Source organism: Bacillus sp. FSL R5-0443 (genome assembly GCF_038608285.1).
Classification (GTDB): Bacteria; Bacillota; Bacilli; order Bacillales; family Bacillaceae; genus Bacillus; species Bacillus velezensis.
In genome coordinates this window covers 4136459-4150321 of the sequence record NZ_CP152013.1, presented here as the reverse complement: position 1 = coordinate 4150321, position 13863 = coordinate 4136459, and the positions used below count along the sequence as shown (strand labels likewise).

Here is a 13863-nt window from a genome sequence, read left to right as displayed (position 1 = left end):
ATTGACTTTCTGTTTCGGCACTGATACACTTAATTTGTTTGAATGAGATATCGTTTTGAAAGGTTAACGGAGGTGCACGGATATATGTCTTCAGTAGTCGTAGTAGGTACGCAGTGGGGCGATGAAGGAAAAGGTAAAATTACAGATTTCCTATCAGAAAATGCAGAAGTGATCGCACGTTATCAAGGCGGAAACAATGCAGGACATACCATCAAGTTTGATGGCGTCACGTACAAGCTTCATTTAATCCCATCAGGAATTTTTTATAAAGAAAAAGCGTGTGTCATCGGGAACGGAATGGTTGTTGATCCGAAAGCGCTCATAACAGAGCTTGCGTATCTTCATGAACGCAATGTGAGCACGGATAACTTGAGAATCAGCAACAGAGCCCACGTCATTCTTCCATACCATCTGAAACTGGATGAAGTAGAGGAAGAACGCAAAGGGGCCAATAAGATCGGCACAACGAAAAAAGGCATCGGACCTGCTTATATGGACAAAGCGGCGCGGATCGGCATCCGGATCGCAGACCTGCTAGATCGTGACGTGTTTGCTGAAAAGCTTGAACGGAACCTTGAAGAGAAAAACCGTCTGCTTGAAAAAATGTATGAAACAGAAGGCTTCAAAATTGAAGATATTCTGGATGAGTATTATGAATACGGCCAGCAGATTAAAAAGTATGTATGCGATACATCCGTCGTCTTAAATGACGCGCTGGATGAAGGCCGCCGCGTTTTATTTGAAGGCGCTCAAGGGGTTATGCTTGATATTGACCAAGGGACATACCCGTTTGTCACTTCATCCAACCCGGTCGCCGGAGGGGTGACGATCGGTTCAGGCGTAGGCCCGACAAAAATCCAGCACGTCGTCGGTGTATCTAAAGCGTACACAACCCGTGTCGGTGACGGTCCTTTCCCGACTGAGCTGAAAGATGAAATCGGGGATCAAATCCGTGAAGTCGGACGCGAATACGGCACAACGACAGGCCGTCCGCGCCGTGTCGGCTGGTTTGACAGCGTTGTTGTCCGCCATGCCCGCCGCGTCAGCGGAATCACAGATCTTTCTCTGAACTCAATCGATGTGCTGACTGGCATTGAAACATTGAAAATCTGTGTCGCTTACCGCTACAAAGGTGAAGTGATTGAAGAATTCCCGGCAAGTCTGAAAGCTCTCGCAGAGTGTGAACCGGTATATGAAGAAATGCCTGGCTGGACGGAAGATATCACAGGCGCAAAAACATTAAGCGATCTTCCTGAAAATGCGCGCCATTATCTGGAACGCGTATCTCAGCTGACAGGTATTCCGCTTTCTATTTTCTCTGTCGGTCCCGACCGTTCACAAACGAACGTCATCCGCAGTGTATACCGCGCTAACTAAGAATTTGCAGCAAACAAGCCTCCGGTCACGGAGGCTTGTTTTTTTATGTAGGAAAAAAATAATAGATTTTTTTCAAAAAAGTAGTTGCCACTTTCGAATGTTCTATGATATTATAAATCTCGTTGTTACGGAACAGCTTCAATAGAGTACTGCAAGAAAGCTTTTGTCTGAATGCTCTATGATACATAATCCGACACATCAGGAGCCATTAGCTCAGTTGGTAGAGCATCTGACTTTTAATCAGAGGGTCGAAGGTTCGAGTCCTTCATGGCTCACCACTTTTTATGGCCCGTTGGTCAAGCGGTTAAGACACCGCCCTTTCACGGCGGTAACACGGGTTCGAATCCCGTACGGGTCATTGATTTACTTTAGCGTTATTGCTAACTCCTTATTTGTCCTCGGAGGGCCGCCACGATACGGCTCTCCGGACAAATTACTGTAAGGTCCGGTAGTTCAGTTGGTTAGAATGCCTGCCTGTCACGCAGGAGGTCGCGGGTTCGAGTCCCGTCCGGACCGCCATTTTACTTTACTTTATAGTATAGAAAAGAAACATCTGGCTCGGTAGCTCAGTTGGTAGAGCAACGGACTGAAAATCCGTGTGTCGGCGGTTCGATTCCGTCCCGAGCCACTTACCCAAACGCATCTGCAATAGTAGGTGCGTTTTTTCTTTTGTTATAAAAAAAGGGAGAGCCGGCTTTTCAGCCGGCCCAGAAGAAGACGTCAAACACTAGACGGCGTTTTTTTTCGTGAGGTTTCAAAAAAATATTATTTTTTAAAAGAAAATAAAAAACATGACAAAAGGATGGCAGTTCAATACGTTTTTGCGCTGTTCTCTTTAATTTTTTTATCTTTTGACCTGAAACCGTTATAATAGACGGGGAACGTTTTTCACGATCCGAATTGTGATCATCATGAAACATCAATAGATGAAATGAAGTCATTCTGGCAGGAGGAAAATCAAGATGATGGATAAGAAAATCCTTGTAGTCGATGATGAAAAACCGATTGCAGATATATTAGAGTTTAATTTAAGAAAAGAAGGCTATGACGTGCATTGTGCGTACGACGGAAACGAGGCCGTGGAAATGGTGGAGGAGCTTCAGCCTGATTTAATTCTTTTAGATATTATGCTTCCGAATAAAGACGGAGTTGAAGTGTGCCGGGAAGTCCGGAAAAAATATGATATGCCGATTATTATGCTGACGGCAAAAGACTCGGAGATTGACAAGGTCATCGGGCTTGAAATCGGAGCGGATGACTATGTCACGAAGCCTTTCAGCACGCGTGAGCTTCTGGCCCGCGTCAAAGCGAACCTGCGCCGCCAGCTTACGGTTGCGCCGGCTGAGGAAGAATCAGCTTCTAATGACATTCATATCGGTTCTCTCGTCATCTTCCCTGACGCTTATGTCGTATCAAAAAGAGAAGAAACGATCGAGCTGACTCATCGTGAGTTTGAATTGCTTCATTACTTAGCCAAACATATCGGACAGGTCATGACGCGTGAGCATCTTCTGCAGACTGTGTGGGGCTATGACTATTTCGGTGACGTGAGAACGGTGGATGTAACAGTGCGCCGTCTTCGTGAGAAAATCGAGGATAATCCGAGCCATCCGAACTGGATCGTCACAAGACGGGGTGTCGGTTATTACTTGAGAAACCCTGAACAGGACTAACCGGCGATGAATAAGGTTGGTTTTTTTCGGTCGATTCAATTTAAGATCACGCTGATCTATGTGCTTCTCATTATCATCGCCATGCAGATTATCGGCGTGTACTTTGTGAAACAGGTGGAGAATTCTCTTCTCAAGTCCTATGAATTATCGTTAAATCAGCGCATTGACAATCTATCCTATTATATTGAGCAGGAATATAAAGGAGATAATGACAGCACCGTCATTAAAGATGACGTCAAACGGATTTTGAATGATTTTACGAAAAACAATGAAATACGGGAGATTACATTTGTTGATAAAAGCTATGAGGTCGTCGGTTCCTCGAGGCCTTATGGTGAGGAAATAGCGGGGAAACAGACGACTGATCCGATTTTTAAACGGATTTTCTCAACAAAACAGGCCTATTCAAAAAAATATTATGATCCTAAAAGCAAAAACAGAGTGCTGATTTCAGCAAAACCTGTCGTCACAGAGAATCAGGAAGTTGTCGGCGCGATATATGTCGTGGCCAGTATGGAAGATACCTTTAACCAGATGAAAACCGTCAACTCGATTCTTGCTTCTGGAACAGGCTTAGCCCTTGTTCTGACGGCTCTTCTCGGTATATTTCTCGCCCGCACCATTACCCATCCGCTGTCGGATATGCGTAAGCAGGCGATGGAACTGGCAAAAGGGAATTTCTCCAGAAAGGTGCGGAAATACGGGCATGATGAAATCGGTCAGCTCGCAACGACGTTCAACCATCTGACGAGAGAGCTTGAAGATGCCCAAGCCATGACGGAAGGGGAGAGAAGAAAGCTTTCATCCGTTATCGCGTATATGACAGACGGCGTCATCGCAACGAATCGCAATGGAGCTATTATTCTTTTAAACAGCCCTGCGCTTGAGCTGCTGAATGTTTCACGTGAAACGGCTTTAGAGATGCCGATTACGTCTTTATTAGGCATAAAAGAGAACTTTACATTTGAGGATTTAGTAGAACAGCAGGATTCAATGCTGCTGGAGATCGAACGTGACGATGAAACGACTGTACTGCGGGTGAATTTTTCCGTTATTCAGAGAGAGCACGGAAAAATCGACGGTTTAATCGCGGTTCTTTATGATGTCACCGAACAGGAAAAACTCGATCGGGAACGCAGAGAGTTCGTTGCCAACGTGTCTCATGAGCTGCGGACACCGCTGACGACCATGCGAAGCTATTTAGAGGCGCTTGCAGAAGGCGCGTGGGAAAATAAAGATATCGCTCCGCGTTTCCTAATGGTGACCCAAAATGAGACTGAGCGCATGATCAGATTGGTGAACGACCTGCTTCAGCTTTCTAAATTCGACAGCAAAGATTATCAGTTTAATCGGGAGTGGATTCATATGATCCGCTTTATGTCACTGATTATTGACCGTTTTGAAATGACAAAAGAACAGCATGTCGAATTTATCCGCGAGCTTCCGGACAGAAATCTGTACGTGGAGATTGATCAGGATAAAGTGACGCAGGTTCTCGATAATATCATTTCTAACGCACTGAAATACTCACCGGAAGGCGGACATGTCACTTTCTCAGTCGATGTGAATGAGAAAGAAGAGCTGCTTTATATCAGCGTAAAAGATGAAGGTATCGGCATTCCGAAAAAAGATGTGGAAAAAGTCTTTGACCGTTTCTACAGAGTGGATAAAGCGCGCACGAGAAAACTCGGCGGCACCGGGCTCGGCCTTGCGATTGCAAAAGAGATGGTTCAGGCGCACGGCGGAGACATTTGGGCCGACAGTGTAGAAGGCAAAGGAACGAAGATTACATTTACTCTTCCATATAAAGAAGAGCAAGAGGATGATTGGGATGAGGCGTGAAAATATAAAAACAGTCATACTGTCAGTGCTGGTCGTCATTAGTCTTGTTTTAACATGGGGAATTTGGACATTCCAGCCCAATTTTTCAGAAGGCACGGCCTCAACCAAATCGACTGTCCGGGAAAAGCATAAAATTGATAAAACGAGTCAAAAAGTAGCGCAAACGGTAAAACCCCGGGATATGTTTATTCATACAAACGGCTCTCATTACAAAGTGGATGATGAGACGCTCTTTAATGACCTATGGGCGGATTTGCCGCAATGGGAAGTAAAAGGGATGAAGGATATTTCCGATCAATACGACAAGCTCGGTTTTAAAAATTGGCTTTACGGCAGAAACGGCAATTCGGCAAAGCTCGATCTGCAATTCAATGACACCATTCCGATTGATTTCTTCCAAACAATGTTTAAATGGTCGAATCCGTCAATGGAATACAGCTCATTTGACCATATTGTCATTCCGTTTAATGAGAATAAGACAAATAAAAAGATTTACATGGTCTCATACAGCAAGCAGCTGATTTTGGAAGTGACTGTGGAATCGGCGAATTACCGCAATCTGATGAATGAGCTGTACAGCAAAAAGTCGAGTATGCCGTTATACCACCTCTATTCGGTCGGAAAAAGCAAAGAATTTCTCATGCCGAATGCGCGATTTAATATGAAGGAAAAAGAATTTATCACTGAAACCATTAAGACGAACCTGTTTAAGCAGACGCTTTTTAATGATCCGAGCACGGTCAGAGAGGACCCGAATTACAATCGGAATGTGCTGACTGACGGAATCAGCCGTCTGGAAATCAATTCGACACAGCGGCAGATTCAATTCCAGCATCGGAACCTGGCACAAAGCGCTTCTTATCAAACAGGGGAGCTGATTAAGAAAAGCTATAAATATTTAGAGGATACGGGAAGCTGGACGGATCATTATCAATTTTTCAATGTGAGTGATAACCAGCAGCTGAGTTTCTACATGTTTAAAGACCAAATGCCTGTGATCAACAGCACGTCTAAGCCTTTCGGATCCGGACCTGTTTTGACCCTGCAATGGGCCAATGACGAGGTTCTCAGCTACAAGCGGCCGAACTATGTTCTCGGACCGAATCCGATTAAAACAAAAGACGTAAAAATGATGAACGGCAATGAGGTTGTGTCTCTGCTGGAGCAGCAGGATAAATACGACGTGAATAAAATCGACCAGATCTTCCTGGCCTATCAAATGGTCTCTTCATCAACGAATGATCTCGTTGAACTGGAACCCGTCTGGAGTATGAAAATCAACGGGAAGATCGTTCCGATTACGAAAGATCTGCTGGGGAAGGAGGAGGACGATAATGGAGTGGAATAAGACAAAAACGATCTTCATCATTGCCTTCCTCATCCTTGATATATTTCTCGGCTATCAGTTTTTTGAAAAACGCTCGAGCAGTGAATACGAAGTGATTAAAAATTCAAATGTGGAAAAAGACATGGAGATGGATCATATCACTTTCGGCAACCTGTCTTCTGATTCCGCGACGGGCTACCGGCTGACGGCGGGCCAAAAAGTATTTACCGCTGAAGATATTGATGCTTTGAAGGATCAAAAGCCGTTAATGGAGATGCCGGCGGATGATCACAAGGTTACGACGCTGAAAATGAAATTTACCGATCCGGTCGGTTTATCGAAGCAAAAACCGCAAGAGGATGCGGAATCGCTCGTCAGCTCTAAAATAACCGGCGGTGAAAAATATAAACTGTGGAAAGTCGACAAGGATAAAAAACAGATCATTTTTTACCAGATGTATGACGGCCAGTTGATTTATCAGGATTTTGACTCGTCCACGGATGCGATCGGACAGGTGATTCTGCATCTGAACGATAAAAACGAGGTCGTATCTTACGAGCAGACCATGCTGGAGTCATTCAAGCGAATACAGACGGAGAGCCTGATTCCTGAGCTTGATGCGGTCGAATTATTGTATTCTCAAAATTACTTAAAAGCGAATTGCGCCGTTAAAAGCGTTAAGTTCGGCTATATTGCCCAATATCCGCTGACAAGTACGCAGGTGCTGGCGCCGGTATGGAGAATTACAATCGAAGATAAGTCAAAAGGGACGAAGAAAAAGACACTGCAAACGTACACTGTGAACGCATTGGAAAGTACAGTCATTGATAACAATCAAAATAAATAATGGAGTGAGACACAATGGGCTTGCAATTTAGCGTGCTTGCGAGCGGGAGTACCGGAAACGCGTTTTATCTGGAGACAGAGGAGCACTCTTTTCTGGTGGATGCCGGCCTGAGCGGTAAAGCGATGGACGGGCTGATGGAGAAAATCGGCCGCAAGATAGACGACGTCGACGGCATCTTTGTCACTCACGAGCACAGCGACCATATTAAAGGGCTCGGCGTCATTGCGAGAAAGTACGGACTTCCCGTCTACGCCAATGAAAAGACGTGGAAAGCGATGGAGAATCAGATCGGCAAGCTGGATACCGGACAAAAGTTTTTGTTCCCGATGGAAAGCGTGAAATCCTTCGGCGGGCTTGATGTTGAGTCATTCGGCGTCTCTCATGACGCGGCCGAGCCGATGTTTTATGTTTTCCACTACCAAGGCAGAAAGCTCGCGCTGATGACGGACACCGGGTATGTGAGCGACAGAATGAAAGGCATTATCCGTTCGGCCAATGTGTTTGTGTTTGAAAGCAACCATGATGTCGGCATGCTGCAAATGGGCAGATACCCATGGAGCATTAAGCGGCGGATTTTAAGCGATGTCGGCCACGTCTCCAATGAAGATGCGGCGCTCGCCATGACTGATGTCATCGGCGACGGCACATCGCGCATCTATTTGGCGCATCTGAGCCAAGACAACAATATGAAGGAACTGGCGAGAATGTCCGTGCAGCAGACATTGGCTGCGAAAGGATTTGTCGCCGGGGAAACGTTTCAGTTATTTGATACCGATCCGAAAATCCCGACGCCGCTGTGCGCCGTGTAATTTTTCCAAATGAATCATGATTATTAATCCGCGATCTGACCCACACTATAAGCAAATCGAGTACTCTTGAAAGGATTTGAGATAGGGTGGATTATAATCGCGATGATGAACAGTACGCCTCCGAACAGCCCCGCCGCAGCAAGAGAGGGTACTTTCTATCAAGTCTGATCGGCGTCATCGTCGGGGCCGCGCTCATGGCATTCCTGCTGCCGTACTGGACAGGCGGAGACCATGGGGAAAGCAGCAAAAGCACCAGCCAGCGTCTCGGCAGCGAACAGGTGAAAACAGTTAACGTAAATGTCAATGACGCTGTCACGAATATGGTCAGCCGTGTATCGGATTCGGTAGTCGGCGTTCTCAATATCCAAAAGACCGATATTTGGGGAGAGGGCGGCGAAGCGGGAAGCGGGTCCGGCGTCATTTACAAAAAGAACGGAAACACTTCTTATATCGTAACCAATCACCATGTCATTGAAGGTGCGACTGAGATTGAGATCAGCCTGAAGGATGGCTCACGCGTGCCTGCTGAGCTGATCGGGAGCGACCGTCTGATGGATCTCGCCGTGCTGAAGGTGAAATCTGATAAAATCAAATCGGCCGCCCAGTTCGGCAATTCCGATCAGGTCAAAGTCGGAGAACCGGTCATTGCGATCGGAAATCCGCTCGGGCTTGAATTTGCGGGATCAGTGACACAGGGGATCATTTCAGGCACGGAAAGGGCGGTGCCCGTTGACTCAAACGGCGACGGACAGCCGGATTGGAATGCGGAAGTGCTGCAGACCGATGCCGCGATTAACCCCGGCAACAGCGGCGGCGCTTTGATGGATATATCGGGCAAGGTGGTCGGCATCAACTCAATGAAGATCGCTGAATCCGCCGTTGAAGGGATCGGCCTGTCCATCCCGTCAAAGCTTGTCATTCCCGTTATTCAGGATTTAGAAAAATACGGAGAAGTCAGACGGCCTTTCCTCGGTATTGAGATGAAATCCTTAACGGATATTGCGAGCTACCATTGGAGCCAGACGCTGAAACTTCCGAAAGGCGTTAAAACCGGGGCGGTCATTATGGGTGTCGACGCGTTTTCACCGGCCGGAAAAGCGGGTTTGAAAAAGCTCGACGTGATCACCGGGTTCGACGGACATAAGGTCAATGACGTTGTGGATCTCCGTGAGCGCCTGTATCGCAAAAAGATCGGCGACCGTGTGAACATCACGTTCTACCGTTCGGGAAAGAAAAAAACAGCGGAAGTCAAACTGACAGAAGCGGATCGATTACAGAAATAAAAAACAGCCCGGACAACCGGGCTGTTTTTTATTGATTTATTTGTTAATATTATACTATTATGAAAACGGGAGGTGACACACATGAAAACGGCTGATGTGATCATCGTATTGAATGAAATTGAAGGTGAATGTGAAGGAAGAATTATTTTAGAATGCAGAATTTAAGAACATGAAACATGTTATATTAAACGTCCTTTTTCAGGGCGCTTTTTTTATGCCGTTTTTCAGAAGCCATAAAAAAGAACTGAACGCGGGTCACAACACGTTCAGTTAAAAATGGGTATATTTAGAAAAAGGTAGACGTAAACTTAGAACTTTGTGATTGAAACAGACTGGTGCTGCTGAATTGAAGCGGCAGATAATGATTTTTATTTGCAGATTGCTCCGTTTTCAGCGTTTCCTTTCACCAATTCAGCTTAGATTCCGTTTTGTTTCAGATAAAAGCGAATAATAGAAGGGGAAGCGAAAAAAATAAACACAGGCTGATACATCTAAGGAGAGACTGCATCATGGAAAAGTTGAAAGGCATCAAGCTGAGTGCAGACGGCGAGTCTGCACTCATTGATTCTTTAACGATGGGGCTTCATTACGGAACGGTCCTTAGGGAAGACAATATCGTCGAGGTGTACATCCGTTCTCTGCGCGAAAAGCTGAAGGACAAAGAGCACAAGGTGATTCGCACGGTTCGGGGCGCCGGGTACAGGGTGGATCTGGCATGAAACGGCTGTACAGAACCCTGCGGTTCCAGCTCCTGTTCAGGTCACTGGCGATTTTGGCTTTGCTGTTGTGTTTCATCGGCGGCACTCAGTACATGTTTATGACACGGACGATGTATGAAAATCAGGCGATCAGCATTCAGAGTGATATCAATTCAATGGATCAAAGCGTATGGAGGTCCATCAAAACCCTTGCCCGTTCCGAAACACCGGCTCATCCGAATTTGATTTACCCCGGGGTGACGGTTGCTTTTATCAATCAATCATACAAGATGTCTGTTTTATCAGAAGACCCGCACGCGGGGGCTGCTCCTTCTTTCCCGAAAAAAGTGTACCGGGATGCGCTGACAGATACCATGGCGCTTCACTATCAGGTGGCTCACAATAAGGCGGGTGAGGAAATCATCGTCGTGTTTCAGGCGATTTCCGTTGACGGAAGGCAGGCGGGAGTTGTGCAGATGAGCACGCTGACCCAGCCTTTGAATGATTCGCTTTTCCGCCAGATCAGCATATTTGCGGTGCTTTCCTTTGCGGCTTTGGTCATCGGCCTGTTTGTGTTTTTGCCGGTGATCCGGCTCACACTCAAGCCGCTGTCCCGCATTGTGCGTATGATGGGTGACATTCATGCCGGCAGTCTCGATAAACGGCTGCCGATTGATAAAAGGCAGGCCGAAATTGAGTCATTGGGTATCTCCATCAATCAGATGCTGGAACGGATTGAATCCTCTTTTCAGGCGGAAAAAGAAGCGAAGGAGCGCATCCGGCAGTTTATATCAGACGCATCACATGAGCTGAGAACGCCGCTTACCTCCATTCACGGCTGTATCGAAATGTTAATGCGCGGAGCGGCGGAGAAGCCGGAGCAGAAAGAAAAAGCGCTTCAAAGCATGTACGCGGAATCCGCCAGGGCGAATAAGCTGATAGAGGATCTTCTGTTTCTCGCGAAGATTGACCGGGTGCCGAGCTTTGAAATGAAAAAAGGCGCATTGGGAGACGTCATTTTGGAAATGGAGGCTCAGCTGAAGCTGCTCGCGAGAAACCGGAAGCTCGAGTTCTTTGTCGATCAAAAGATAGAAGCCGTTTTTGACAAAGACAAAATGAAGCAGGTCATTCTCAACCTCTTTTACAATGCGGTGCAGCATACGGATGAAGACAAGGGTGTCATCACCGTCTCCCTGCAGAAAGACGGAGGAATCATGCTTATGATTGCAGATAACGGAACGGGAATCGCTCCGGAGCATGTGCCTCATTTGTTTGACCGTTTTTACAGGGCGGAAACCTCCCGATCCCGTCAATCCGGCGGCGCGGGGCTGGGTCTTGCCATTACAAAAACCATAATCGACAGCCATAACGGAACAATTGAAGTGAAAAGTGAGCAGGGAAAAGGCTCTGTGTTCATCATCCGGCTGCCGGGATAAACCGGGCAGAAGGAAGAAAAATCACAATTTATATATGAATTCTAAATTTTCAAAAAATAACTTGTCCTTTTCCAATATTGGTGATAATATCTAGTTATTGGTAAAGGGGGTGTGTACTGATGAAGATTGAAGAACTTGATCTTGATACAGAAACAGCAAGCTTGGTGCATCGTTGCTAGTAAAGCCGTGACTCCCCTCATTGGGGAGTTATTATCTTTCAGGGGGTATGTCATGATGTCAACGTACTGTAAGCGCTGGAAGTTTAAAGACAGCGTGCAGGTGCTGACCTACACGGCGCATATTATCATTCAATATCGAAAGGCGATTAAGCTTGCGCATACGAGTGAGATCAAAGAGGCGGTTGAACGGCTGACCATCGGCTGTGAAAAACAAGAGCTTTCTGATCTTCTGGGAGAAGAAGCGGGAAACCAGTTTTTCGATGCGTTAATGAAATTGGATGCTTTAATAGAGCCATGGCAAAACGGCCGTGAAGGCCGCATCACTGAAAAGCAGCTGTACCATTTTGAGAAATACAACCAAAACCCTAATCTGATCCAAAACAGATTAGACGGCAGCAGGGCAGCGATCGTGGGTCTGGGGGGCGTCGGAACGATCATTCTTCAAAATCTTTTGGCGGCGGGCATGCAGCATTTTATTCTCATTGATTTCGATGCCGTATCAGTACATAACCTGAACAGACAATTCGTCTATAATCAATCTTCTGTAGGCAAATTAAAGATCTCAGAATGCAGAGATTATATTGCGGGTATCAATCCCCATGCGGACGCAGCACTTTACCATCAGGAAATGACACAGCCGCAGGACCTGCGTGTGTTAGATCCGTATGAAATTGATATCGTCATAAATGCCGCTGACAAACCCCATAACATTTCTGAATGGGTTTACCGGTATTGTAAGGAGCGGAATATCGCGTTTATGACCGGGGGTGTCGGCAGCTTCAGCGGCCAATGGGGGCCTCTGCTCACGCCTGAATCCTATCAATCCGGCGTCACCTATGAAAAAAACATGCCGGCCGGACTTCTGAACTGTTACCCCGATGAACCGATCAAAGGTTCCTTAGGAGCGACAAACGGTATTATATCCTCGTTTATGTCTCATGACATTATCACATACCTTGCAGGCGGAAGCCCGAAATCCCTGAATACCCGCATCGGCCTGGACTTTGACGGCCTTCATATTACAGAAACGAAGCTTTCTCAAAAGGAAAGCGCTTTATGAAGACGATGCATCGTACGGCGAGAAAACCGGGCGACCCTCTAAAAATAGAAATCGACACAAGCCCGATACGCTTGAACCCATTAGATACGCAGGATTACACAAGCAAGATGATTTGCAGCATTATGTATGAAAGTCTGCAGGACGGCTATAACTGCCGGATCATCCGCAAAGATCCCCGCACCTGTCAGGTGGACATTCACCCGGACTATTTAGGCGACGCCGAGGGCGTGGTTCAAACGATCATCTATCATCTGACGAAAGAAAATCAAAGCCCCCATCTCGGCAGTTTCCTGAACATAAAACAGGCCGTTCCGTATGTAAAAGGCCTCGTCTCATCCGATCAGCTCGGGGTGAACGTAACAGGCGAAAAACGCTTTGAAGTCACCTTGGACGAGCCGTCTGATGAAATAGAAGCCGTTTTGCAGAGCAGCTTTCTGATTCCGGGGACCGCCGGGGGCGATGTGCCGGAAAACGGCCCGTACCGATTCAAGCGCACGTTTGAGAAGGGGCTGGAATTTGAGCGGAATCCGCAATATAAAATGACGCCCGCGGATCACCGCACGGTTCAGACCATCCAATTTATTTTGAATGATGATCTGGAAAAAAGCATCGGGCTGTACGAAGCGAATCAAACGGACGTGACCTGCCACACCCAGTTTCATCATTCAAACATGAGGTATCGGCAGTATGCTGATTTTAAAGAAAATCATTTGCCGATGTTATTTACCTTCAAGGTAAAGGACGACATGCTGAGAACTTTCATTCAGCATTATTTTGATAAACAAAAGCTGGCCGGGGATTTGGGGCATATCATCACACCGACTGATTCACTGATCGGTATATGGGAAAGCGGGAGGACACCGCAGAAAGATCCGCCCCTTTTGACAAAAGAAGAACCGATCCGAATCGTTTATGCCGATTATTATCCCAACGGAGAGATCATTGAAAGGCTGGCTGGTCTGTTTCGGCGGGCCGGAGCGGACGTATCCGTCTCCCGCGTCTGTCATTTCAATGATTATTACCATATGGATAAAAGCGGGTTTGATATTGAGCTCCATTTGTTCCTGCCGGCTTACATGCATGAGCTGAGCTATATCAAATATTTCATCCGCGACATCAGCGATCCAGAGAAGAAAAAAACGATCATTGATGCCATAGGATCTGAAAAAAAGAAGGAACTTTTTGGGTTATTCGAGAATACAACTCATTATTGCCCAATTTGTTTTGGGAAAAGTCTGTATCTGCAAGATCCATGTATAGAGGGTTTTAGTGTAAAGACTGACGGGCTCCTTTCTGTTCATGATGTTAAATGCAGATAGCTGGAAAGGGGTA

The 13863-nt window shown here is 46.4% G+C and carries 11 protein-coding genes and 4 tRNA genes; all 15 read left to right on the top strand.

Annotated features, from left to right (window positions below):
* The first annotated feature begins 84 nt into the window (after positions 1-84).
* The 15 genes from purA to NYE28_RS20825 all read left to right on the top strand — a co-directional run bounded on the left by purA (position 85) and on the right by NYE28_RS20825 (position 13850).
* On the top strand, positions 85-1377 hold the full coding sequence (gene purA, locus NYE28_RS20895) for an adenylosuccinate synthase (protein ID WP_012118894.1): 1293 nt from the start codon (positions 85-87) through the stop codon (positions 1375-1377).
* A gap of 202 nt (positions 1378-1579) precedes the next feature.
* Positions 1580-1655 (top strand) — tRNA-Lys (locus NYE28_RS20890).
* 8 nt (positions 1656-1663) lie between these two features.
* Positions 1664-1735, top strand: a tRNA-Glu gene (locus tag NYE28_RS20885).
* 84 nt (positions 1736-1819) lie between these two features.
* Positions 1820-1896: transfer RNA gene (locus NYE28_RS20880), tRNA-Asp, on the top strand.
* A gap of 36 nt (positions 1897-1932) precedes the next feature.
* Positions 1933-2005: transfer RNA gene (locus NYE28_RS20875), tRNA-Phe, on the top strand.
* 337 nt (positions 2006-2342) lie between these two features.
* Positions 2343-3050, top strand: a complete 708-nt coding sequence (gene walR / locus NYE28_RS20870) for a cell wall metabolism DNA-binding response regulator WalR (RefSeq protein ID WP_004393104.1) — start codon at positions 2343-2345, stop codon at positions 3048-3050.
* Between the two features lie 6 nt (positions 3051-3056).
* Positions 3057-4892: a cell wall metabolism sensor histidine kinase WalK gene (walK, locus tag NYE28_RS20865; RefSeq protein ID WP_004393106.1), complete on the top strand. Its 1836-nt coding sequence runs from the start codon at positions 3057-3059 to the stop codon at positions 4890-4892.
* Positions 4882-6240: a two-component system activity regulator YycH gene (yycH, locus tag NYE28_RS20860; RefSeq protein ID WP_025285568.1), complete on the top strand. Its 1359-nt coding sequence runs from the start codon at positions 4882-4884 to the stop codon at positions 6238-6240. The genes walK and yycH overlap by 11 nt, the downstream gene beginning before the upstream one ends.
* On the top strand, positions 6227-7066 hold the full coding sequence (gene yycI, locus NYE28_RS20855) for a two-component system regulatory protein YycI (protein WP_160222781.1): 840 nt from the start codon (positions 6227-6229) through the stop codon (positions 7064-7066). Before yycH ends, yycI begins: the two co-directional genes overlap by 14 nt.
* A gap of 14 nt (positions 7067-7080) precedes the next feature.
* Entirely contained in the window at positions 7081-7875 is a 795-nt protein-coding gene (locus NYE28_RS20850) for an MBL fold metallo-hydrolase (protein ID WP_007407895.1), read from the top strand.
* 86 nt (positions 7876-7961) lie between these two features.
* The gene (locus NYE28_RS20845; protein WP_007614967.1) at positions 7962-9158 is read left to right on the top strand and encodes a S1C family serine protease; all 1197 of its coding nucleotides are present in this window, start codon (positions 7962-7964) and stop codon (positions 9156-9158) included.
* A gap of 509 nt (positions 9159-9667) precedes the next feature.
* Positions 9668-9877 carry a winged helix-turn-helix domain-containing protein gene (locus NYE28_RS20840; RefSeq protein WP_042635664.1) on the top strand — a complete coding sequence of 70 codons (210 nt, stop codon included), beginning with the start codon at positions 9668-9670 and terminating at the stop codon, positions 9875-9877.
* Complete coding sequence (locus NYE28_RS20835; RefSeq protein WP_136396746.1) at positions 9874-11292, top strand: HAMP domain-containing sensor histidine kinase; 1419 nt, start codon at positions 9874-9876, stop codon at positions 11290-11292. Before NYE28_RS20840 ends, NYE28_RS20835 begins: the two co-directional genes overlap by 4 nt.
* Positions 11293-11523: 231 nt before the next feature.
* Positions 11524-12531, top strand: a complete 1008-nt coding sequence (locus NYE28_RS20830) for a ThiF family adenylyltransferase (protein WP_337681380.1) — start codon at positions 11524-11526, stop codon at positions 12529-12531.
* Positions 12528-13850 carry an ABC transporter substrate-binding protein gene (locus NYE28_RS20825; protein WP_052828045.1) on the top strand — a complete coding sequence of 441 codons (1323 nt, stop codon included), beginning with the start codon at positions 12528-12530 and terminating at the stop codon, positions 13848-13850. The genes NYE28_RS20830 and NYE28_RS20825 overlap by 4 nt, the downstream gene beginning before the upstream one ends.
* Positions 13851-13863: the final 13 nt, after the last annotated feature.